The following is a 21,254-nucleotide window of genomic DNA, read 5'->3' as shown; positions in this document are numbered from 1 at the left end:
GATGCCTCGTTACAGGGTATGGACAATGATAACTAAACAAAAACGGCGTTTCCCTTGTGGAAAACGCCGTCTGTTGCCATTTGGCGCCGTCGGCGCCCTGCAGCTTTAACCGCGCTTGGCGACGACCTGGTCGACCAGACCGTAATCCTTGGCCTCGTCGGCCGTGAGGAAATAGTCGCGCTCGGTGTCCGACTTGACCTTTTCCAGCGGCTGGCCGGTGCGCTCGGCCAGGATACGGTTCATCTGGTCCTTGGTGCGCAGGATGTCGCGCGCATGGATCTCGATGTCGGTCGCCTGGCCGCGTGCGCCGCCCAGCACCTGGTGGATCATGATCTTGGAGTTCGGCAGCGAGAAACGCTTGCCCTTCTCGCCGGCCGCCAGCAGGAAGGCGCCCATGCTGGCCGCGAAGCCCAGGCACATGGTCGACACGTCGGGCTTGATGAACTGCATGGTGTCGTAGATCGCCATGCCGGCGCTCACGCTGCCGCCCGGGGAGTTGATGTAGAACGAGATGTCCTTGTCCGGGTTTTCGCTCTCGAGGAACAGCAGCTGCGCCACCACGAGGTTGGCCGTCTGGTCGTTGACCTCGCCCACCAGGAAAATGATGCGCTCCTTGAGGAGGCGCGAATAGATGTCGTAAGACCGCTCGCCGCGGCCCGATTGCTCGATGACCATCGGGACCATGCCGAGGCCTTGGATTTCGTTTGCGATCATGAAGTAGCTCTCCGGGAAGATGGAATCGTTCGCTGTGAATGAACTGTACGCCTGAGTGAAATGGGGCTCGTGCCGCAAAGCACAAGCCCCATTGGCGTTGCGGGCAGCGTCGGAAATCAGCCTTGCTGTTGCGCCATCAGTTCGTCGAACGACACCGACTTTTCGTTGACCTTGGCCTTGCTCAGCACGAAGTCGGTCACGTTGTTCTCGATGACCACGGCTTCGACTTCGGCCAGGCGGTTGTTGTCGCTGAAGTACCAGCGCACCACGTCGGCCGGCTTTTCGTAGCTGGCGGCCAGCTCGTCGATGTGGGCCTTGATCTGCTCCGGCTTGGCCTGCAGGTTGTTGGCACGCACCAGCTCGGCCACCACCAGGCCCAGGCGCACGCGGCGCTCGGCTTGCGGGCGGAACACTTCGTCGGGGATCGGGGCCTTGTCGGCGTCCTTGATGCCGCGCTGCTTGAGCTCGGCGCGGGCGCCTTCGACCATGCGGTTGACTTCCGACTGCACGCTGGCGTTCGGCAGGTCGAGCTCGGCGTTGGCCACCAGGGCGTCCATCACGGCGTTCTTGTTGCGGGCCAGCAGGCGGAACTTCACTTCGCGCTCGAGGTTGCGCTTGATGTCGGCGCGCAGGCCTTCCACGGTGGCTTCGGCGATGCCGAGCGACTTGGCCAGCTGTTCGTTGACTTCGGGCAGGTGCGAGGCTTCGATCTTCTTCACGGTCACGAGGAAGTCGGCTTGCTTGCCGGCCACGTCCTTGCCGTGGTAGTCGGCCGGGAACGACAGCGGGAAGGTGCGGCTGTCGCCGGACTTCATGCCGCGCACGGCGTCTTCGAATTCCTTGAGCATCTGGCCTTCGCCGACGATGAACTGGAAGTCTTCGGCCTTGCCGCCCTGGAAGGGCTCGCCGTCGATCTTGCCTTCGAAGTCGACGGTCACGCGGTCGTCGTCTTGCGCGACGGCGTCTTGCGCGCGCTGTGCAAAGGTGCGGCGCTGCTTGCGCAGGATGTCCAGCGTCTTGTCGATCGCGTCGTCGCCCACTTCGGCCGAGAGCTTCTCGACTTCAGCGCCCGACAGGTCGTTGATCTTGACTTCGGGGAACACTTCGAAGACGGCGTCGAAGGCCAGCTCGCCCTCGGGCGATTCTTCCTTCTCGGTGATGCGGGGCTGGCCGGCCACGCGCAGCTTGGCTTCGTTCGCGGCTTGCGAGAAGGCTTCGCCGACCTTGTCGTTCATGACCTCGTAGTGCACCGAGTAGCCGTAGCGTTGGGCCACGACGTTCATCGGCACCTTGCCGGGACGAAAGCCGTCCATCTTGACGGTGCGCGCGAGCTTCTTGAGGCGCGAATCGACTTCGGACTGGATGGTGCCGACCGGCAGGGTCAGCGTGATCTTGCGTTCGAGCTTCTCGAGAGTTTCAACGTTCACGGTCATGATGTCTTCCTGGTAAGGGGGCTGGTGCGCGGGGCCTGCACTTTTTTATCAATACAGATCAAGGACTTACACGCGCCAAGCGGGATTGATGCGAGGCACACGCGTGCCGCGCGCAAAACTGGGCAACCTGCGATTCTAATCCGGCGCAAAAGCGGGTTTTCACGGGGTCGAAGCGCCGGGCCCACGCCGGTCAGGTTTGCCCAATATTCCGGCCGTAAAGTGAGCCTCGATCCGTGCGCTTGCACGGGAACGCACAGGAAAACTTCATGCTTCAGCGATTGTTCGCCGCCCTCGCCTTCTCCCTTGTCATCGCACTCGGCACGCCCTCGCTCGCGCAGGCGAAAACCGACGCCCCGGCGGCCAGGGAACCGACCATCCAGCAGATCTACGAGGCCGCCAACGGCGGCAGGATGTCCGACGCCGACGCCATGATCGCGAAGGTGCTGAAGAACCACCCCGAAAGCGCGAAGGCCCGCTTCGTCCATGCCGAACTGCTCGCGGCCGAAGGCAAGCTCGACGACGCGAGGAGCGAGCTTGCGAAAGCCAGGACGCTGTCGCCCGGCCTCGCCTTCGCGAAGCCCGAGGCCGTCGAACGGCTCACGGGCAAGCTCGAGAAGCCCGCCGCATCGCAGACCCGGAGCGAGCCGACACGCGCGAGCGAGCCCGTGCCCGTGCCCGCGCCGCTGAAGGCACAGCCCACGGGCAGCTCCGTGCCCTGGACGCCGATCGTGTTGGTGGGGCTGCTGGCCATCGGCTACCTCGCCTTCCGCCGCAAGGTCGCGCCACCATCCGCCCCCGCTGCCCCGTCATACGGCCCCTCATCGGGCATGCCGGGCGCGCCGGCGGGTTACGGCAGCTACGGCCCCGGCGGCAACTGGACACCCGCGCCGCCGCCCGCCGCAAGCCCCGGCATGGGCCTGGGCGGCGCCCTGGCCACCGGCGCTGCGGTGGGCGTCGGCGCCATCGTGGCCCAGGAGGCCGTGCGCCACTGGATGCACGACCGCAACGACACCAGCGACAGGGACTACGGCGGCAACACCGGCAACTACAACAACAACTCGCGCGTCGCCGACAGCGGCAACGCCGAGATGGGCCGCGGCCTCGGGCCTTCCTCGTCCACATCGCCGGAGCCCGAGCGCATCGTCGACAACGACTTCGGCATCAGGGACACGAGCTCCTGGGACGACGCAAACAGCGGTGGCAGCTTCGACAGCGGCAGCGACAACAGCAGCAGCAGCGACAGCGACTGGTAAAAAAGAAAAAGCCCCCGTCTCTTTCGAAACGGGGGCTTTTTCACTGCTCGATAGAACGGGCTACGTAAGCAGGGCTGGTGCGCGGGGCCGGACTCGAACCGGCACGTTCTTGCGAACGTCAGGACCTAAACCTGGTGCGTCTACCAATTTCGCCACCCGCGCGATGCCAATCTTTTTTCAGGTGAATGCAAAAGCGGACGGGCTTCCGGCGCCACGGGCTGCCGTGGGCCAAAGACCATCCGCTTGAAATCGGTCAGCTTACGATTTTAAACGCTAATCGGCGCGACTTTCGGCTCCCGCTTCACACGGAATGCGGCGGCGTACATCGCCGGCAACGCGAGCAGGGTCAACACCGTCGCGACGATCAGCCCGCCCATGATCGCGACCGCCATCGGCCCCCAGAACACGCTGCGCGACAGCGGAATCATCGCCAGCACCGCGGCCGCCGCCGTCAGCACGATCGGCCGCAGCCGCCGCACCGCCGACTCCACGATCGCGTCCCATGCCGGCACGCCCGCCGCGCGGTCGAGTTCGATCTGGTCGATCAGGATCACCGCGTTGCGCTGGATCATGCCCATCAGCGCGATCACGCCCAGCAGCGCAACGAAGCCGAAGGGCCGGTTCAGCAGCAGCAGCGCGGCTGCGACACCCGCGATGCCCATCGGCCCGGTGATGAACACCAGCAGCGAGCGGCTGAAGCTGTGCAGCTGCAGCATCAGCAGCGTGAACACCAGGAACAGCATGATCGGCACGCCCGCCACGATCGAGGCCGAGCCCTTGCTGCTTTCTTCCGCCGCGCCCGCCACCTCGATGCGGTAGCCGCCCTGCCCGGCCGCGGCCCAGCCGGCCTCCAGCTCGCGCAGCTTGGGCAGCAGTTGCGTGGTCACGGTCGCGCCCTGCAGGCCTTCGGTCACGTCGCCCTGCACGGTGATGGCGTAGTCGCGGTTCTCGCGCCACATCACGCCCGGTTCCCAGGTGAACACCGGCTTGGCGATCTGCGTGAGCGGAATCGAGCGGCCCGAACTCGTCGGGATGTAGGCGTTGCCGATGTCCGAGATGGCCTGGCGCTCGTCGGGCGCCTGGCGCAGCACGATGTCGATCAGCAGGTCGTTCTCGCGGTACTGGCCCACAGTGGTGCCGCTGAACATGGTCTTGGACGCCTGCGCGATGGCCTGGCTGGTCACGCCGAGCGCGCGCGCCTTGGCCTGGTCGACTTCGAGGCGGATCACCTTCACCGACTCGTTCCAGTTGTCGTTCACGCCGCGCATGTTGGCGTTGTCGCGCATCACGGCCTTCACCTCGTCGGCGTGGCCGCGCAGCAGCGCGGGGTCGGGCCCGATCACGCGGAACTGCACCGGGTACGGCACCGGCGGCCCGTTGGGCAGCAGCTTGACGCGGCCGCGCACCTCGGGGAATTCCTGCGCCAGCACCTGCGGCAGCTTCAGGCGCAGCGTCTCGCGCACCTTCAGGTCCTTGGCCAGCACGATGAGCTGCGACACGTTGGTCTGCGGGAACACCTGGTCCAGCGGCAAATAAAAGCGCGGCACGCCCGAGCCGATCCAGGTACTGACCGTGCTCACGCCGGCCTCTTGCATGAATCGCTTCTCGACGCGCTTGGCCACTTCTTCATTGGCCGCGAACGAGGTGCCTTCGGGGAACCAGATGTCCACCAGGATCTCGGGCCGGCTCGAATCGGGGAAGAACTGCTGCTGCACCTTGCCCATGCCGACGATGCCCAGCGCGAAAATCAGCACCGTGGCGCCGATGGTCGTCCAGCGGTGCTGCACGCACCAGTTCACCGCGCGGCGAAAGGCGTTGTAGAACGGTGTGTCGAACAGCTCGTGCGGCGGCGCGTCGGGGTCGTGCGGCTTCACCTTGAGCAGCAGCGTGCCCAGGTACGGCACGAAGTACACCGAGACGATCCACGACAGCACCAGCGCGATCACCGTCACCGCGAAGATCGCGAAGGTGTACTCGCCCGTCACCGACTTGGCCAGGCCGATCGGCAGAAAGCCCGCCGCCGTGATCAGCGTGCCCGTGAGCATGGGCTTGGCCGTGACGTCGTAGGCGAAGGTTGCGGCGCGGACCTTGTCGTAGCCCTCTTCCATCTTCCGCACCATCATCTCGACCGCGATGATGGCGTCGTCCACCAGCAGGCCGAGCGCGATGATGAGCGAGCCCAGCGATATCTTGTGCAGCCCGATGCCGAAGTAGTTCATGGCCAGGAAGGTCACGGCCAGCACCAGCGGAATGGTGATCGCCACCACCAGCCCCGGGCGCATGTCGATGTACCAGCCGAAGCGCCCGCCCTTGTGCAGCCCGAGCGAGATGATGCTCACGGCCAGCACGATGGCCACGGCCTCGATCAGCACGCCGACGAACTCGTTCACCGAGCTGGCCACCGACACCGGCTGGTCCTGCACCTGCGCCAGCTTCACGCCGGCCGGCAGGCGCTGGTCGATGGTGGCGGTGGTGGCCTTCAGCGCCTTGCCCAGCGCGATGATGTCGCCGCCCTTGGCCATCGACACGCCCAGGCCGATCACTTCCTTGCCCTGGTGGTGCATCTTGACCGCCGGCGGGTCGATGTAGCCGCGGTGGATGTCCGCGATGTCGCCCAGCTTGATCTGGCTGCCCGAGCTGCCGCGAATGGGCATCTCGCGCAACTGCTCGACGCTGGTGAACTGGCCGGCCACGCGCACCTGCACCACGTCGAGCGGCGAGGAGATCGAGCCCGCGCTTTCCACCGCGTTCTGCGAGCCCAGCTGCGCCAGCACCGCGTTGAAGTCCAGCCCCAGCTGCGCCAGGCGCTTCTGCGAGATCTCGATGTAGACCTTCTCGTCCTGCACGCCGAACTGGTCGACCTTGGCCACGTCCTTCACGCGCAGCAGTTGCTGGCGCACGTCGTCGGCCAGCGTCTTGAGCTCGGCGTAGCTGAAGCCTTCGCTTTCCAGCGCGTAGATCACGCCGTAGACGTCGCCGAAGTCGTCGTTGAAGAAGGGCCCCTGCACGCCGGCCGGCAAGGTGGCGCGCATGTCGCCGATCTTCTTGCGCACCGTGTACCAGACGTTGGCCACCTCGGTGGACTTCGACGAGTCCTTGATGTTGAAGATGATCTGCGACTCACCGGGCTTCGAGTAGCTGCGGATCTTGTCGGCGTAGGGCGCCTCCTGCAGCGTGCGCTCGAGCTTGTCGGTCACCTGCTCGGCCACCTGCTGCGCGGTGGCGCCGGGCCAATAGGTCTTGATGACCATGGCGCGGAAGGTGAACGGCGGGTCTTCGTCCTGGCCGAGCTGGAAGTACGCGAACGCGCCCAGCACCATCAGCACCACCATCAGGTAGCGCGTGAGGGGCGCGTGGTCCAGCGCCCATTTGGAGAGGTTGAAGCCGGCGGGCTTGTCGGTGGTTTCCGTGGCGCCGCCGCTCATTTGGCAACACCACCCGTGGCACCCGCCGCCATTTCCTTGCCGGTCGCGGCAACGGCCGCCACGGGCTGCACCGACTCCTTCGCGCCGGCGTTGGCGGCGGCGGCCGCCGCCTCCTTGGACTGGTAGATGGTGACCTTCTGCCCGGGCTGCAGCACATGCACGCCCGCGGCCACGACCATCATGCCCGGCGTGATGCCGGCGGCGATCACGGCTTCATTGCCGTCGGCGGTGGCCACCTGCACGGGCTGCGAGCGCACCGTCATGGTCGACTTGTCGAGCACCCACACGGCCGAGCCCTTGCCTTCCTGGCGCAGCGCGCTGGTCGGCAGCTTCATCACCGTGGCGGCGCCGTGCGCCAGTGCCTGCGGGCGCGCGTAGACCGTGGCGCCGAGCGGCGGCGCGGTGGCCGCGTCGATCGCGACCTTGACCGAATAGGTGCGCGTGACCGCGTCGGCGCTGGCCGCCACTTCACGCACCTGGCCCTGCAGCTCGTTGCCGCCCGACCAGCCGCGCACCGTGACCGGCGAGCCGGCCTTGATGAGCGTGGCGCGGTCTTCGGGCACCGCGAATACCACGTCGCGCGCGCCGTCCTGGGCGATGCGCACGACCGGCGTGCCGGCCTGCACCACCTGGCCCGGCTCGGCCTCGATGGCGGTGATGACGCCGGCCACGTCGGCCACCAGCGTCGTGTAGTTGGCCTGGTTGCCCTGCGAGGCGAGCTGCGCCTGCGCCTGTTCGAGCTGGGCCTGCGCGGCTTTCCAGGTGGTTTCGCGGCGCTCGAGTTCGGCGCCGCTGATGAAGTTCTGCTGGCGCAACTCGGCATAGCGCTTCAGGTCGGCCGCGGCCAGGTCGCGGTTGGTCAGCGCGGCGGCCTGCTGGGCGCGCGCGGCATCGGCGGCGAGCTTGTAGTCCTGCGGGTCGAGCTGGGCCAGCACCTGGCCGGCCTGCACGTGCTGGCCGAGGTCGACCTGCCGCTTGGTGATCTTGCCCGCCACGCGAAAGCCCAGGCGGGACTCGACGCGCGCGCGCACCTCGGCCGAGAACTCGGGCTGGGCGTCGAATTCGCTGGCCCCCACGGTCACGAACTTGACCGCGCGAACGGGGTCCTCGGCCGCGGGTTTAGGTGAACAGCCCGCCAGAAAAATGACGGGGAGCAGCAGCCATGCGGCGCCGCGGGCACGGGAAAAGACAGTGGTGGAGGCGGTCATGAGACACCCAGGAGAGGACGAACCGAGTCATTACTGACCCACTGGTTAGTAATCTAGGGTAAACGTGAACCACTGTCAATGACCCGTTGGTCACTAGGGCCGGCGCCCGCTGAAAACTAGGTGCGCTGGCCCATCTCCACGAGGCGGTTGTCGGGCAGCTCGAAGTAGTCAGACGCCCGGCCCGCGTTGCGCTGCAGCCAGCCGAAGAGCGCCCGGCGGATCGGGTTCATGCCCGGCAGGTTTTCTTCGCCGACCGAGGCGCGGGAGACGAAATACGAGGTCTTCATCGAGTCGATCGCCAGCGTCTTCTGGTAGGCCAGGATGCGGATGAACTCGGGCACGTCGGGCCGCTCCATGAAGCCGTGGCGCGCCGTGACCACCCAGATGCCTTCCATCAGCTGCTCGGCCTCGATGCGGTTGCGCGCGTCGACGCGCGGCGTGTCGCAGGGGAGCACGCGCAGCACGATGATCTGGTCGTGCAGCACCTGGTTGTGCTTGAGGTTGTGCAGCAGCGCGTGCGGCACCGCCGTGGCGTCGGGGTTCAGGAACACGGCCGTGCCGCTCACGCGGTGCGGCATGTGCAGCGCCAGCGACTCCACGAAGGGCCGCAGCGGCAGGCTCTCGGCCGCGGCCGCCTCCAGCCCCAGCCGGCGCCCCTTGGCCCAGGTGGTGAACAGCACCATCACCACGGCCGCCACCGCCAGCGTGAGCCAGCCGCCCTCGGCCACCTTCAGGCTGTTGGCGATCACGAAGGTCAGGTCGACCACGGCGAAGGCCGCGACGCCCACCACCACCGCCACCTTGTTCCAGCGCCACAGCCCCCAGGCCACGATGCCGGCCAGCAGCGTGGTGGTCACCATCGTGATCGACACCGCGATGCCGTACGCCGCCGACAGCGCGCCCGAACTGCGGAAGCCCAGCACCAGCAGCAGCACCCCCACCATCAGCAGCCAGTTGACCGCCGGCACGTAGATCTGCCCGATGGCCGTGCCCGACGTCTGGATCACCCGCATGCGCGGCAGGTAGCCCATGCGCATGGCATGCGCCGTGAGCGAGAAGGCGCCCGAGATCACGGCCTGCGAGGCGATCACCGTGGCCATGGCCGCCAGCACCACCATCGGCAGCACGCCCCATGAAGGGAACAGCCGGAAGAACGGGTTGTCGATGGCCGCCGGGTTCGCCAGCACCAGCGCGCCCTGCCCGAAGTAGTTCAGCACCAGCCCCGGCAGCGCGATGAAGAGCCACGCAAGCCGGATCGGCCTGGCGCCGAAGTGCCCCATGTCGGCGTACAGCGCCTCGCCCCCGGTAAAGGCCAGGAACACCGCGCCCAGCACCGCCAGCGACTGCGCCCGGTGCTCGAGCAGGAAACCGAAGGCCCGGCGCGGGTCGAGCGCCGCCAGCACCTGCGGCTGCTGCAGCACCTGCCACAGCCCGGCCGCGGCCAGCACCAGGAACCACAGCAGCATGATCGGCCCGAACACCTTGCCGACCACGCCCGTGCCTTTTTTCTGCACCGCGAACAGGCCGATCAGGATCACCACCGTGATCGGCAGCACCGCCCGCTGCAGCACCGGCGCCTGCACCTCCAGGCCTTCGACGGCCGACAGCACCGAGATGGCCGGCGTGATGAGGCTGTCGCCGTAGAACATGGCCGCGCCCACCAGCCCGAGCATGCCGATCACGTTCCACACCCAGGGCCGGGTCTTGGGCCCGGCCACCGCGTTGCGCGCCAGCGCCTGCAGCGCCAGGATGCCGCCTTCGCCGTCGTGGTCGGCCCGCAGCACGAACACCACGTACTTCAGCGTGACCACGAACATCAGCCCCCAGAAGATCAGCGAGAGCAGGCCCAGCACCGAGTCGGGCGAGAACGGCACGCCATGCTCCGGGTTCATCGTCTCCTTGAAGGCGTACAGCGGCGAGGTGCCGATGTCGCCGAACACGACGCCCAGCGCCGCGATCATCAGTCCCGGCCCCGCCGGATGCGCTGCCTCGCCGTGCGCTGAAACCAGGGGCCCGGAAGCCGGTGCGGATGCTTTCATGAAGCAGGAAGTTCAAAGTGGCGACGCTGCGAGCATAGTGCCCGGCCGTGGCGTCGTCGCGGACAATCGTGGTGTGTCCGCCACTCCACCCCATGCCGCCCCGCCGGCGCACTACGAGAACTTTCCGGTCGCCTCGTGGCTGTGCCCGCCGCACCTGCGCCCGCCCATTGCCGCGATCTACCACTTCGCGCGCACCGCCGACGACATCGCCGACGAAGGCGACGCCTCGCCCGAGCAGCGGCTGGCCGAACTGCGCGCCTACCGCGAAGAGCTGGCCGCCGCCGCGCGCGGCCAGGCGCTGCCCTCGTCGCACTGGCCGCATGTGTTCGGCCCGCTGGCCCACAGCATCGCCCGATACGGCCTGCCCGAAGACCTGCTCGCCGACCTGCTGAGCGCCTTCATGCAGGACATCGAAAAACCCGCGACCGCGGCACCTACGCCGACCGCGCCGAGCTGCTCGACTACTGCCGTCGCTCCGCCAACCCCGTGGGCCGCCTGCTGCTGCACCTGTACGGCGTGCACGACGCCCAGGCGCTGGCGCAGAGCGACGCCATCTGCAGCGCGCTGCAGCTCATCAACTTCTGGCAGGACCCCAGCGTCGACGTGCCGCGCGGGCGCTTCTACTTCCCGTTGACCGACTGCGCCCGGCGCGGCCTCACGCGCGAGCACTTCAAGGTCTTCGCGCCGCTGTCGTCCGCGCCGCCACCGCAGGAGGCTATCAACTTGATAGCAGTGGTGGTGCACTGGGCGCGCGAACTCATGACCGAGGGCGCCCCGCTCGTGCACCGGCTGCCGGGCCGCGCGGGCTGGGAGCTGCGCTTCGTGGTGCAGGGCGGCCTGCGCATCCTCGACAAGATCACCGACCTGGGTTTCGACACCTTCTCGCAGCGCCCCACCATCGGCAAGACCGACGCACCCCTGCTGCTCTGGAAGGCCATGCGGATGCGGAGACAATGGCGGCCCATGAAAGCAGCGCCTCCCCGATGAATCCCGAGCAATACGTGCAAGACAAGGCCGCCGCCTCGGGCAGCAGTTTCTATTACGCCTTCCTGTTCCTCCCCAAGCCGCGCCGCGCCGCGATCACGGCTTTCTATGCGTTCTGCCGCGAGGTCGACGACGTGGTCGACGAGGTCAGCGACCCCGGCGTGGCCGCCACCAAGCTCGCCTGGTGGCGCACCGAGGTGGCCCAGGCGTTCGCCGGCACGCCGCGCCACCCCGTGATGCAGGCGCTGATGCCGCACGCCGCGGCCTACGGCATCGAGGCGCGCCAGCTCAACGAAGTGATCGACGGCTGCCAGATGGACCTGGACCAGACCCGCTACCTCGACTTCCCCGGCCTCTCGCGCTACTGCCACCTGGTGGCCGGCGTGGTCGGCGAAGTCGCGGCCCGCATCTTCGGCCAGACCGATCCGCAGACCACCGCCTACGCCCACAAGCTCGGCCTGGCGCTGCAGCTCACCAACATCCTGCGCGACGTGGGCGAAGACGCCCTGCGCGGGCGCATCTACCTGCCGGTGAACGAGCTGCAGAAGTTCGACGTGAAGGCGCACGAGATCCTGAACCGCGTGCACTCCGACCGCTTCGTCACGCTGATGAAGTTCCAGGCCGCGCGCGCCCACGTGGCCTACGACGAAGCGCTCGCCCTGCTCCCGCTGGCCGACCGCCGCACGCAGAAGCCCGGCCTGATGATGGCCAGCATCTACCGCACGCTGCTGCGCGAGATCGAGCGCGACGACTTCCAGGTGCTGAACCAGCGCGTGAGCCTGACGCCCGTGCGCAAGTTCTGGCTGGCGTGGAAGGTTCAGGCGCTAGGGCGCATCTAGCTTCCGCGCCCATGGATGCATCCCAGCTTTCCGACATCGGCTTGTTCAGGGCGATCCTCAGCCTGGACCCCGAGGCCGACCTTTTTCATGAGCTGCTCAGTCCATGGATGGCAGGCGAGCGCGAATGGTTGACCGCGTTCGAGCAGCAAATGTCGCCTGGGCCCATCGAGATCGAGGACTCATGGCACCTCTATGCGCTTTCGCGCATCAACCAGATCTTGTTGCTGGCTTTTCAACGGGGAACACACGACAGTTGGGAAGGTCCGGCCTTGACCATGCCGGAGTACCTGGCGTTCATGACCGGCTTGGGCTTTCGCGTGGCCGATGAGCCGACCTACTCGCCTTTTTTTCACGAAATCGTCGAAGTCGTCGAAGCAGACGGAGCAAGCCCCCGCAAGGACTACATCGATCTCGAAAGGGTGGATTGGCCCGCACTGATGCTCGGTCCCATGATGTTTTCGCGTGCGGGTGTCGCCGTGTCCTGCGTGCACGGCGCACTGCAACCCCAAATCGCGACGTCGTCGACCCTCTATTGGGCCCACCGGCGCAAGTCCCGCCCCAGAGAAGACCTGGCGGACGGGTGGGGTTCCAACTCGCAGTGGACAACGAAGTCAGGCGCGACTACATCGTGGGCGACCAGTTGCTCTTCAACGCAGATGGCGAATACGACTTGAATGACAGAGGCCTGCGAACGCGCGAAGACGGGCTGACAAGGGCCGAGCGCATCGAACTGCTGACGAACGGGTGCTTCGTCAGATGCACAAAGCCGGACGCCGACCGGCATCCCTACGACGACCGCATCCTGCTTCCACGCGACTTCCAATGAAAAGAATTGCCGTCGTCGGCGCCGGCTGGGCCGGCCTTGCCTGCGCGGTCGAGGCCACGCGGCTCGGGCATGCGGTCACGTTGTTCGAAGCCGCGCACATGCCCGGCGGGCGGGCGCGGCGCGTCGACAACATGCACGGCCTGGCGCTCGACAACGGGCAGCACATCCTGATCGGTGCGTACACGGCCACGCTCACGCTCATGCGCGACGTCGCGTCGATGTCGACAGCGCCCTGCTTCGCCTGCCGCTGTCGTTGCGCTTCGCCGACGGCGGCGGCCTCAAGCTGCCGCGCCTGCCCGCGCCGCTCGACCTGCTGGCCGGCATCTTCACCGCGCGCGGCTGGACGTGGCGCGACAGGTCGTCGCTGCTGCGCACCGCCATCGGCTGGCGCCTTGCCGGCTTTCGCTGCGCGAACACCACCACCGTCGCCGACCTGTGCGCGGGCCTCACGCCGCGCGTCATGAAGGAGCTGATCGAGCCGCTGTGCGTTTCCGCGCTCAACACGCCGGTGGCGCAGTCGAGCGGTGAAGTGTTCCTGCGCGTGCTGAAGGACGCGCTGTTCAGCGGCAGCGGCGGCGCCGACCTGCTGTTGCCGCGCGCCGACCTCGGCGCGCTGCTGCCCGATGCCGCCATTCAATGGCTCGCGCAACACGGCGCCGAGACGCGCATCGGCACCCGCGTGCGCGCCATCGCGCCCGAGGGTGAGCGATGGCGTGTCGACGACGAAGCCTTCGATCGGGTGGTGCTGGCCTGCGCGCCGTGGGATGCGGCGCGATTGGTCCGCGCCTGCGGCCTGGTGGCGGATGCCTGGTGCGAAACCACCGAAGCCCTGCGCTTCGAGGCCATCGCCACCGTCTACGTGCGCGGCGCCTCGCCGCTTGCGGAACCGATGCTGGCGCTGCGCAGCGACCCGGCCACGGCCCCTGCGCAATTCGCCTTCGACCGGGGCCAGCTCGGCGGCCTGCAAGGCGTGCTCGCGATGGTCGTCAGTGCCAACGAGGCTTCGCGCGAAGTGCTGGAAGAACAGGTGATCGCCCAAGCGGCCACGCAACTGGGCCAGGCGAAGCTGCAGCTCGTGCAGACCGTGGTCGAGAAGCGCGCCACCTTCGCCTGCACGCCGGCGCTCGCACGCCCTCCTTCGGCCATCGCGCCGGGCCTGCAGGCCTGCGGCGACTACACCGAAGGCCCCTACCCCGCCACGCTCGAAGGCGCCGTCCTCAGCGGGCTGGCGGCAGCGAAAGCACTGCACGCATGACGACCGAACTGCGCTACCTCGATTTCGACTACAGCGAAGACACCGAGGACCACGGCACCTTCGACGCGATGGCGTCGACCACGCCCGACAAGACACCCGAGGTGAAGGAAGAAATCGCCGTCGTGCTGGCCTGGGCCGAAGCCACGTTCCCGCATGCGCGCGGCGCCCTCGACGAAGGCGCGGTGTGGGACTACGATCTGCAGGAAACGCGCGAGGACAACCCGCGCTTCGACACCCTCACGCTCTCGCTCAGCGGCACCGCCGATTTCTGCGCGGCGCTGCGCGAGCACTTCGCGCTGGACTGAGGGCGCCGGCGAATCAGGCGGCCGTCTTGTTGCGCAGGCGCAGCAGGCTCAGGCCCAGCAGCACGAACGCCCCGCCCGACAGCTTGTTGAACAGCCGCGTGCGACGCGGGTCCGACAGCTGCTTGCGCAGCAGGCGCGCCAGCAGCACGTAGAACGCATGCGACAGCACCGAGGCCGTTGCAAAGGTGGTGGTCAGCACCACGAACTGCATGGCCAGCGGCGCGTCCTGCGTGAGGAACTGCGGGAACAGCGCCGAGAAGAAAAGAATGCCCTTGGGGTTGGTCAGCGCCACCGTCAGGCCGTGCCCGAACAGGCGCAGGCTCGAACGCGGTGCCACGCCGCCCGGCTCGCCCTGCAGGTCGGCGAACACGCTGCCCTGGCTGCGCCATTGCTTGATGCCCAGGTAGATCAGGTAGGCCGCGCCGGCCAGCTTCAGCAGCATGAACGCATGGGCCGAGGTGGCCAGCACCACGCCGAGCCCGGCCATTGCGGCGGCCGACACCATGAACAGGCCCATCGCATTGCCCAGCGAGCTGATCATCGCGCGTCGCGGGCCCACGCTCATCGAGTTCGAGACCGCCAGCAGCACGGCCGGGCCGGGCGTGAAGGCGACGAGCAGCGTGACGCCGCAGAAGATGAGCCAGTTGGAGAAATGCACTTTGGGTTTCCTGCCCGGCGCGAAGCCGCAAGGGGGATGGGGACAGGAAACTATAGTCAGCCCGGCGAATCGCCGCAGGCGCCGCGCCAATAACCCTCACACCCCGGAAACCCGCCCCATGGTCACCTGCTATCTGCGCTACATCGTCGACGCCCACAAGCTCAAGGAATTCGAGCACTACGGCAAGCTCTGGATCCCGCTGGTCGAGAAGTTCGGCGGCCAGCACCACGGCTACTTCCTGCCCTCGGAAGGCGCGAACAACGTCGCGCTGGCGATGTTCAGCTTTCCGAGCCTGGCCGCCTACGAAAAGTACCGCGCCGACTCGATGGAAGACCCGGCGTGCCAGGCCGCGTTCAAGTACGCCGAAGAAACCCGCTGCATCGTGAGCTACGAGCGCAGCTTCTTCCGCCCCGTCTTCGAGTAAGGCCGCGTCAGGCGCCCAGCGCCACGCACAGCGCGTGCAGGTTGGGCACGATCAGTTGCGGCCGGGCGCCATGCACCCACGGCCGCTCGTCGCGCACCAGCCACGCGGCCTGCATGCCGGCGTGAGCGCGCCCACCACGTCGAGCTCGGCGTCGTCGCCCACGTGCAGCACGTCCTTCGGCAGGAAGCCGACCGACGCGGCGGCCGCGCGGAAGATCGGCGCATGCGGCTTGCCGCTGCCGAAGGCGCGTGCATTGAAGCCGGTGCGAAACCAGCGGCTGACGCCGGTGCGCTGAAGGTCGGCGTTGCCGTTCGAGATCGCCACCAGCGGATAGCGCTCGCTGAGCCACTTGAGCGCGGGCAGTGCGTCGTCGTACAGCGTCACGCGCTGGCGTTCCTCGAAGAACACCTCGAAGGCCGGGTCGGCCAGCGCCGGGTCTTCGCCCGCGCGCTTGAGCGCGGTGCGGATCGATTCACGGCGCAGCGCGCTCAGGTCGTGCGCGAGATCGGAGCGCTCTTTCTCGGTGGCTTCGCGCAGCTCGCGAAGAATGCCCGGCGTGAGCAGCAGCGAGGCCGTCTTGGGCGCCTCGCGCAGCAGCCACTCCTGCAGCACGACTTCGGCGCGCTCAATGGTCGGCCAGATCGGCCACAGCGTGTCGTCCAGGTCGAGCGAGATCGCGGAAATGCGTTGGATGTCGAGGGGTTCGGCGCTCGCGGGCGCGTGGGAGCGGAGGTCATGCCTGAGAATATCGCATGCCTCCAACCCCTGTGAACGCCCCGCCGGGCAACCCGCGCACCGCCGTGCTCTGGTGCAACCTGGGCTCGCCCGACGCACCCACCGCCGCCGCCGTGCGCCCCTACCTCGCCGACTTCCTGGGCGACCCGCGCGTGGTCGAAATCCCCAAGGCGATCTGGGCGCTGATCCTGCACGGCATCATCCTGCGCACGCGGCCCGCCAAGTCGGCCGCCAAGTACGCGAGCATCTGGACGGCCGAAGGCTCGCCGCTGAAGGTGTTCACGCAGAAGCAGGCCACGCTGCTCGCGGGCTGGCTCGGCGAACGCGGCCACCGCGTGACGGTGCGCGACGCGATGCGCTACGCCAACCCGTCGATCGCCTCGCGGCTGGACGCGCTGCAGGCCGAGGGCGCCACGCGCGTGCTGGTGCTGCAGGCCTACCCGCAATACTCGGCCACCACCACCGCCAGCGTGATCGACGCGGTGAACGACTGGAGCCGCAAGCAGCGCCGCCTGCCCGAGTTCCGCTTCGTCAACGACTTCCACGACGACCCGGCCTACATCGACGCACTCGCGCAAGGCATCGAGAAGCACTGGAAGACCGAAGGCCGCGGCGAAGTGCTGCTGATGAGCTTCCACGGCATTCCCGCGCGCAACATCGCGCTGGGCGATCCCTACCAGTCGCAGTGCCTCGCAACCGCGCGCCTGCTCGCGGCCCGGCTGGGCCTGGCGGACGCGCAGTACCGCGTGACCTTCCAGTCGCGCTTCGGCCGCGCGAAGTGGCTCGAGCCCTACACCGAGCCCACGCTGCGCGCGCTGGGCGCGTCGGGCGTCAAGCGCGTCGACGTGGTGTGCCCCGGCTTTCCGGCCGACTGCCTCGAGACGCTCGAGGAAATCGCCATGGAGGGCCGCGAGGCCTTCCTGCACGCGGGCGGCCAGGCCTTCAGCTACATCCCCTGCCTCAACGACAGCCCGGCGTGGATCACCGCGCTCACGGGCATTGCCGAACGCAACCTCGCGGGCTGGCCCACGCAAGCGACCTCGCCATGAAGAAGGAACTGCACGAAGCCAACCGGCTGTCGTGGAACGCGGCCACCGCCGCGCACAACAGCCACAAGGGCGACCAGGCCGCGTTCTTCCGCAACGGCGGCTCGACGCTGTTCCCCGAAGAAGCCGCGCTGCTGGGCGACCTGACGGGCCTGTCGGTGCTGCACCTGCAATGCAATGCCGGGCAGGACAGCCTGAGCATCGCGCGCCTGGGCGCGGCGGTCACGGGCGTGGACATTTCCGACGAGGCCATTGCCTTCGCGACGCGGCTCTCGGCGCAATCGGACATTCCGGCGCGCTTTGTGCGCAGCGACGTCTACGACTACTTTCGCGAGGCGCAGGCACGCGGCGAGCGGCATGACGTGGTCTTCTGCTCGTACGGCACGCTGTGCTGGCTGTCCGATCTTTCGGCATGGGCGCGTGGGGTGTCGCAACTGCTTGCGCCGGGCGGGCGTTTCGTCTTCATCGACTTCCATCCGTTCGCGATGGTGTTCGACCCGTCGTGGAAGTTTCACTACGACTATTTCAACGACGCCCCCGTGCCGGAAGAAGGCGTGGGCGACTACGTGGCCCAGTCGGGCGACGGCCTCGTGCGCGAGGGCTACGAACGCGGCGTCGAGAATTTCAGCAACCCGCATCCGAGCTTCGAGTTTTCTTGGGGCGTGGGCCAGGTGACGACCGCGCTGTCGCAGGCCGGCCTCGCCATCGAGCGCCTCGACGAGTATCCGTACGCCAACGGCTGGAAGCCCTTCGAGGGCATGCGCGACATCGGCGGGCGCCGCATGGCGCCGCCCGAAGGCATGCCGCGCATTCCGCTGATGTATTCGCTCTGCGCGCGCAAGCCCTGACGCGCCCGCGCGGCGCGCCTCAGACCGCCGACCTGCGCGCCAGCAGCGCCTCGATCGCGGCCTCCATCTCGGCGTATTCGCCCTCGCCGAAGTGCTGCCGCATCACCTGGCCCTTGCCGTCGACCAGGTAGAACGCGGGCCAGTACTGGTTCTGGTAGGCCTTCCAGGTCGCAAAGCCGTTGTCCTGCGCCACCGGGTAGCGGATGTTGAAGCGCTCGATGGCGTCCTGCACGTTGCGCGTGAGCTTCTCATACGCGAACTCGGGCGAATGCACGCCCACCACCGTGAAGCCCTGGTCCTTGTACTTCTCGTACCAGCGCACCACGTGCGGCAGCGTGCGGATGCAGTTGATGCAGGAGTAGGTCCAGAAATCGACCAGCACCACCTTGCCGGCCAGGCCTTTGAGCGTGAGCGGCTCCGAGTTGAGCCACTTGTCGATGCCCGCGAACTCGGGCGCGCGGCCGTAGTCCTGCAAGCCCGGGGACGCCGCCAAGGCACTGCGCAGCGGCCACGCGCCGCCGGCCGCTGCAACCAGCGCCGACGACCCCACGGCGAGGCCCGAGAACGCCCTTCTGGACAACATGCTCTTCATGATCGCAAACCTCGCTCGTCTGGCAGACCGACAGCGGTCAGGCGCGATTGTTCGCGGCGCACGGCGGGCGTGCGCATGTGTCACGGCAATTTGAAGTTTGTCCCGGCGGCGTGAAGGCCGGGGCCGGGGCCGGGACCGGGACCGGGGTGCCTCAGAACTTGCCGAGGTAGTCCATCTTGCCCACCGGCACGCCCTTGTGGCGCAACACGTCGTAGGCGGTGACCACGTGAAAGAAGAAGTTGGGCAGCGCGAACTGCAGCAGGTAGCGCTGCGCGGTGAAATGCGCCTCGCCTTCGCGGGCCTTGATGGTCACGGGGCGCTCTTCCTGCCCGTCGATGAGGGCGCGGTCGACGCTCTTCAAGAAGTCTTCGGTCTTCGCGATGCGCGCCAGCAGGTCGTCCCAGGTCTTTTCCTCGTCGGGAAAGCTCGGCGCCGTGATGCCCGCGATGCGCGCGGTGCCCAGCTTGCAGGCATCGCTCGCGCGCTGGATCTGGCCGGCCAGCGTGAGCATGTCGGGCGCCAGGCGCGCCTCGACCAGCGTGGCCGGATCGATGCCCTCGGCCTTGGCGTGCGCCAGGCTCTTGTCGAGCAAATGGGTGAGTTGGCCGAGCCCGCGCGTGAAAACGGGAACGGACAGGTCGTACATCGAGAGCGCCATGGTGTTCGAGGCCTTGTGGTGGTTGAAAGCGGCGGCGATTGTCACGCCGCCATGGTTTCAGCGACCGGCGGCGCGGATAAACCCTTCGACCGGCTCCAGTTGTCCGGGCACGTTGAGCGCGGGCGCGTGACCGCAGGCAGGCACTTCGATGACCTGCAGCTTGCCGGCCGCGCCGGGGCCGCGCAGGCGCATCTGCTCGACCACCTCGGGCAGCACCAGGTCGGACTCGGCGCCGCGCAGGCACAGCACCGGTACCTCGATGGCGTCGTAGTGCGGCCAGATCAGGTAGTCGTTGTCGTGTGCGCTGAACTGGCGGACCATGGCCGGGTCGTAGTGCGGCGTGACGCGGCCATCCGCCAGCCGGCGCGTGGAGCTTTCGGTCAGGCGGCGCCACTGCGCGTCGCTGAGCCAGCCGTAGGGCTTGTAGACGGTACGGAAAAAAGCCTCCAGCTCGGCCACGGTGTCGAACGCGGGCGGCTGGCCCGCATAGGCGCGAATGCGCTCGATGGCCGCCTGGGCCAGCTCGGGCGCGTTGTCGTTGAGCACCAGGCTTGCGATGCGCGCCTTCATGCGCGGCTCGAACAGGCCCGACGCGCAGACCGTGCCGATGGCGCCGCCCATCGACGTGCCGACCCAGTGCACGCGGCCCAGTCGCAGTTCGTCGCACAGCGCATCGGCGATGCGCGCGTAGAAGCGCAGCGTGTATTCCTCGTCGGGCAGCGGGCTCCACTGGCTCAGGCCGCGGCCGATGGTGTCGGGGCAGATCACCCGGAAGCCGCGCGACGCGAAGTGCTGCGCCAGCTCGTCCATGTCGCGGCCGGTGCGCGCCAGGCCGTGCCAGGCGATGACCACGGGCGCGTCTTGCGCCCCCCATTCGAGCCAGTGGATTTCGCGGCCCGCGAGTTGCGCGTAGCGGGACAGGGGAATGTGATGGTTGTTGTCGCTCATCGCGCGGCCCTTGCTCGCAGTTTGCCGACGATGCCGGTGGGGAAGTAATAGACGGACAGCACGAACAGCACGCCGAGCCACAGCAGCCAGCGGTCGGGCGACAGCAGCGCGGCCAGCCACGGCAGGCCGCTCGCGGCCTCGCTGCCCACGCGCAGCAGGTCTTGCAGGTAGCTCTGCGCAATGACGAACAGCACCGCGCCGATGGCCGCGCCGTAGATCGTGCCCATGCCGCCGATCACCACGATCAGCAGCACGTCGATCATGATCTCGAAGCTCAGCGAGGTGTCGGGGCCGTTGTAGCGCAGCCAGATGGCCAGCATCGCGCCGGCCAGCGTGGCGAACAGCGCCGACAGCACGGCGGCCGTGGTGCGGTACACCACCACGCGGTAGCCGATGGCCTCGGCGCGGAACTCGTTCTCGCGAATGGCCTGCAGCACGCGGCCGAACGGCGAATTCACGATGCGCAGCAGCGCGAGCACCAGCACCACCGCCGCCACGAACAGCAGGTAGTAGCACAGCAGGCGCCCGTCGAGCGACACGCCGAGGAAGGGCTCTTCGGCGAACTCGAAGCTCGGCGAGATCAGCTCGGGCAGCTTGAAGGTCAGGCCGTCTTCGCCGCCGGTGAAGTCCGACAGCTGCGAGGCCAGCGTCTGGAACGCCGAGGCCACGGCCAGCGTGATCATCGCGAAGAAGATCGCGCGCACCCGCAGCGAGAACAAACCGATGGCGAACGAGAGCACCAGCGAGATCGCGAGCGACGCGCCCAGCCCCACCAGCACCGCGCCCCAGTTGGGCCCGAGCCGCGAAGCCGAGATGGCGATGCCGTAGGCGCCGATGCCGAAGAACATCGTGTGCGCGAAGCTCACGATGCCGGTGTAGCCCAACAGCAGGTCGAAGCTGGCCACCAGCACCACGAACACCAGGATCTTGGCCGCCACGCTGAGCGCCTTCACGCCCGGGAAGATGAACGGCGCGAACGCCAGCGCGATGAACAGCACCACCAGCAGCAGCGCCAGCAGGCGGCTGCGCGGCATGTCGTTGGAGAGAAGTCGTTTCAGGAACAT

Annotated in this window: 17 protein-coding genes, 1 tRNA gene and 3 pseudogenes; 9 read left to right on the top strand and 12 right to left on the bottom strand. The window is 67.8% G+C overall.

Annotated elements, in window-relative coordinates; translation table 11 throughout:
- Window positions 1-105 precede the first annotated feature (105 nt).
- The gene (gene clpP, locus BMG07_RS12340) at window positions 106-714 is read right to left on the bottom strand and encodes an ATP-dependent Clp endopeptidase proteolytic subunit ClpP (RefSeq protein ID WP_093129806.1); all 609 of its coding nucleotides are present in this window, start codon (window positions 712-714) and stop codon (window positions 106-108) included.
- 116 nt (window positions 715-830) lie between these two features.
- Window positions 831-2,147, bottom strand: coding sequence for a trigger factor (tig, locus tag BMG07_RS12335; protein ID WP_198084810.1), 1,317 nt, complete (start codon window positions 2,145-2,147; stop codon window positions 831-833).
- Between the two features lie 266 nt (window positions 2,148-2,413).
- On the opposite strand from tig, the gene BMG07_RS12330 reads away from it, so the two are divergent.
- Window positions 2,414-3,400, top strand: a complete 987-nt coding sequence (locus BMG07_RS12330; RefSeq protein ID WP_198084809.1) for a tetratricopeptide repeat protein — start codon at window positions 2,414-2,416, stop codon at window positions 3,398-3,400.
- A gap of 75 nt (window positions 3,401-3,475) precedes the next feature.
- Here the strand turns inward: BMG07_RS12330 and BMG07_RS12325 are convergent.
- The 4 genes from BMG07_RS12325 to BMG07_RS12310 all read right to left on the bottom strand — a co-directional run bounded on the left by BMG07_RS12325 (window position 3,476) and on the right by BMG07_RS12310 (window position 9,994).
- Window positions 3,476-3,562: transfer RNA gene (locus tag BMG07_RS12325), tRNA-Leu, on the bottom strand.
- Between the two features lie 104 nt (window positions 3,563-3,666).
- On the bottom strand, window positions 3,667-6,825 hold the full coding sequence (locus BMG07_RS12320; RefSeq protein WP_198084808.1) for an efflux RND transporter permease subunit: 3,159 nt from the start codon (window positions 6,823-6,825) through the stop codon (window positions 3,667-3,669).
- Window positions 6,822-8,033, bottom strand: coding sequence for an efflux RND transporter periplasmic adaptor subunit (locus BMG07_RS12315; protein WP_198084807.1), 1,212 nt, complete (start codon window positions 8,031-8,033; stop codon window positions 6,822-6,824). The genes BMG07_RS12320 and BMG07_RS12315 overlap by 4 nt, the downstream gene beginning before the upstream one ends.
- A gap of 116 nt (window positions 8,034-8,149) precedes the next feature.
- Complete coding sequence (locus BMG07_RS12310) at window positions 8,150-9,994, bottom strand: potassium transporter Kup (protein ID WP_198084806.1); 1,845 nt, start codon at window positions 9,992-9,994, stop codon at window positions 8,150-8,152.
- A 151-nt stretch (window positions 9,995-10,145) separates the two neighbouring features.
- Between BMG07_RS12310 and hpnC the strand changes: the two are divergent.
- The 5 genes and pseudogenes from hpnC (at window position 10,146) to BMG07_RS12285 (ending at window position 14,281) form a co-directional block, all read left to right on the top strand.
- Window positions 10,146-11,059: pseudogene (gene hpnC / locus BMG07_RS12305) on the top strand (squalene synthase HpnC).
- Window positions 11,056-11,895 carry a presqualene diphosphate synthase HpnD gene (gene hpnD / locus BMG07_RS12300; protein WP_198084805.1) on the top strand — a complete coding sequence of 280 codons (840 nt, stop codon included), beginning with the start codon at window positions 11,056-11,058 and terminating at the stop codon, window positions 11,893-11,895. Before hpnC ends, hpnD begins: the two are co-directional and overlap by 4 nt.
- An 11-nt stretch (window positions 11,896-11,906) precedes the next feature.
- Window positions 11,907-12,569, top strand: coding sequence for a hypothetical protein (locus BMG07_RS12295; RefSeq protein WP_198084804.1), 663 nt, complete (start codon window positions 11,907-11,909; stop codon window positions 12,567-12,569).
- Between the two features lie 148 nt (window positions 12,570-12,717).
- Window positions 12,718-13,976 (top strand): annotated as a pseudogene (hpnE, locus tag BMG07_RS12290) (hydroxysqualene dehydroxylase HpnE).
- The gene (locus BMG07_RS12285; RefSeq protein WP_198084803.1) at window positions 13,973-14,281 is read left to right on the top strand and encodes a hypothetical protein; all 309 of its coding nucleotides are present in this window, start codon (window positions 13,973-13,975) and stop codon (window positions 14,279-14,281) included. Before hpnE ends, BMG07_RS12285 begins: the two are co-directional and overlap by 4 nt.
- Window positions 14,282-14,294: 13 nt before the next feature.
- On the opposite strand, the gene BMG07_RS12280 is transcribed toward BMG07_RS12285, so the two are convergent.
- On the bottom strand, window positions 14,295-14,939 hold the full coding sequence (locus BMG07_RS12280) for a LysE family transporter (RefSeq protein ID WP_198084802.1): 645 nt from the start codon (window positions 14,937-14,939) through the stop codon (window positions 14,295-14,297).
- Window positions 14,940-15,057: 118 nt separating this feature from the next.
- On the opposite strand from BMG07_RS12280, the gene BMG07_RS12275 reads away from it, so the two are divergent.
- Window positions 15,058-15,363, top strand: a complete 306-nt coding sequence (locus BMG07_RS12275) for an NIPSNAP family protein (protein ID WP_198084801.1) — start codon at window positions 15,058-15,060, stop codon at window positions 15,361-15,363.
- A gap of 7 nt (window positions 15,364-15,370) precedes the next feature.
- On the opposite strand, the pseudogene BMG07_RS12270 reads toward BMG07_RS12275, so the two are convergent.
- Window positions 15,371-16,100: pseudogene (locus BMG07_RS12270) on the bottom strand (HAD family hydrolase).
- 15 nt (window positions 16,101-16,115) lie between these two features.
- Between BMG07_RS12270 and hemH the strand changes: the two are divergent.
- Both hemH and BMG07_RS12260 read left to right on the top strand, forming a co-directional pair.
- Window positions 16,116-17,147 carry a ferrochelatase gene (hemH, locus tag BMG07_RS12265; RefSeq protein ID WP_198084800.1) on the top strand — a complete coding sequence of 344 codons (1,032 nt, stop codon included), beginning with the start codon at window positions 16,116-16,118 and terminating at the stop codon, window positions 17,145-17,147.
- Window positions 17,144-17,992, top strand: a complete 849-nt coding sequence (locus tag BMG07_RS12260) for a bifunctional 2-polyprenyl-6-hydroxyphenol methylase/3-demethylubiquinol 3-O-methyltransferase UbiG (RefSeq protein WP_198084799.1) — start codon at window positions 17,144-17,146, stop codon at window positions 17,990-17,992. The genes hemH and BMG07_RS12260 overlap by 4 nt, the downstream gene beginning before the upstream one ends.
- 19 nt (window positions 17,993-18,011) lie before the next feature.
- Here BMG07_RS12260 and BMG07_RS12255 read toward each other — a convergent pair whose 3' ends face one another.
- The 4 genes from BMG07_RS12255 to BMG07_RS12240 form a co-directional block, all read right to left on the bottom strand.
- Entirely contained in the window at window positions 18,012-18,575 is a 564-nt protein-coding gene (locus BMG07_RS12255; protein ID WP_198084818.1) for a thioredoxin family protein, read from the bottom strand.
- A gap of 160 nt (window positions 18,576-18,735) precedes the next feature.
- Window positions 18,736-19,242: a DUF1993 family protein gene (locus BMG07_RS12250; protein ID WP_198084817.1), complete on the bottom strand. Its 507-nt coding sequence runs from the start codon at window positions 19,240-19,242 to the stop codon at window positions 18,736-18,738.
- Window positions 19,243-19,299: 57 nt separating this feature from the next.
- Window positions 19,300-20,190 carry an alpha/beta fold hydrolase gene (locus BMG07_RS12245; protein WP_198084798.1) on the bottom strand — a complete coding sequence of 297 codons (891 nt, stop codon included), beginning with the start codon at window positions 20,188-20,190 and terminating at the stop codon, window positions 19,300-19,302.
- Window positions 20,187-21,254: a branched-chain amino acid ABC transporter permease gene (locus BMG07_RS12240; RefSeq protein ID WP_198084797.1), complete on the bottom strand. Its 1,068-nt coding sequence runs from the start codon at window positions 21,252-21,254 to the stop codon at window positions 20,187-20,189. Before BMG07_RS12240 ends, BMG07_RS12245 begins: the two co-directional genes overlap by 4 nt.

Origin of the sequence: Variovorax sp. E3 (assembly GCF_016082275.1) — a bacterium.
Classification (GTDB): Bacteria; Pseudomonadota; Gammaproteobacteria; order Burkholderiales; family Burkholderiaceae_C; genus Variovorax.
The sequence above is the reverse complement of the archived record's forward strand: the minus strand, read 5'-3'. Positions and strand labels throughout refer to the sequence as shown.

What these genes read in the sequence shown, in the direction of transcription:
- clpP (WP_093129806.1), bottom strand. Translation starts at nt 714, where the DNA reads ATGATCGCAAACGAAATCCAAGGCCTCGGCATGGTCCCGATGGTCATC.
- tig (WP_198084810.1), bottom strand. Translation starts at nt 2,147, where the DNA reads ATGACCGTGAACGTTGAAACTCTCGAGAAGCTCGAACGCAAGATCACG.
- BMG07_RS12330 (WP_198084809.1), top strand. Translation starts at nt 2,414, where the DNA reads ATGCTTCAGCGATTGTTCGCCGCCCTCGCCTTCTCCCTTGTCATCGCA.
- BMG07_RS12320 (WP_198084808.1), bottom strand. Translation starts at nt 6,825, where the DNA reads ATGAGCGGCGGCGCCACGGAAACCACCGACAAGCCCGCCGGCTTCAAC.
- BMG07_RS12315 (WP_198084807.1), bottom strand. Translation starts at nt 8,033, where the DNA reads ATGACCGCCTCCACCACTGTCTTTTCCCGTGCCCGCGGCGCCGCATGG.
- BMG07_RS12310 (WP_198084806.1), bottom strand. Translation starts at nt 9,994, where the DNA reads ATGATCGCGGCGCTGGGCGTCGTGTTCGGCGACATCGGCACCTCGCCG.
- hpnD (WP_198084805.1), top strand. Translation starts at nt 11,056, where the DNA reads ATGAATCCCGAGCAATACGTGCAAGACAAGGCCGCCGCCTCGGGCAGC.
- BMG07_RS12295 (WP_198084804.1), top strand. Translation starts at nt 11,907, where the DNA reads ATGGATGCATCCCAGCTTTCCGACATCGGCTTGTTCAGGGCGATCCTC.
- BMG07_RS12285 (WP_198084803.1), top strand. Translation starts at nt 13,973, where the DNA reads ATGACGACCGAACTGCGCTACCTCGATTTCGACTACAGCGAAGACACC.
- BMG07_RS12275 (WP_198084801.1), top strand. Translation starts at nt 15,058, where the DNA reads ATGGTCACCTGCTATCTGCGCTACATCGTCGACGCCCACAAGCTCAAG.
- hemH (WP_198084800.1), top strand. Translation starts at nt 16,116, where the DNA reads ATGCCTCCAACCCCTGTGAACGCCCCGCCGGGCAACCCGCGCACCGCC.
- BMG07_RS12260 (WP_198084799.1), top strand. Translation starts at nt 17,144, where the DNA reads ATGAAGAAGGAACTGCACGAAGCCAACCGGCTGTCGTGGAACGCGGCC.
- BMG07_RS12255 (WP_198084818.1), bottom strand. Translation starts at nt 18,575, where the DNA reads ATGTTGTCCAGAAGGGCGTTCTCGGGCCTCGCCGTGGGGTCGTCGGCG.
- BMG07_RS12250 (WP_198084817.1), bottom strand. Translation starts at nt 19,242, where the DNA reads ATGGCGCTCTCGATGTACGACCTGTCCGTTCCCGTTTTCACGCGCGGG.
- BMG07_RS12245 (WP_198084798.1), bottom strand. Translation starts at nt 20,190, where the DNA reads ATGAGCGACAACAACCATCACATTCCCCTGTCCCGCTACGCGCAACTC.
- BMG07_RS12240 (WP_198084797.1), bottom strand. Translation starts at nt 21,254, where the DNA reads ATGTTCCTGAAACGACTTCTCTCCAACGACATGCCGCGCAGCCGCCTG.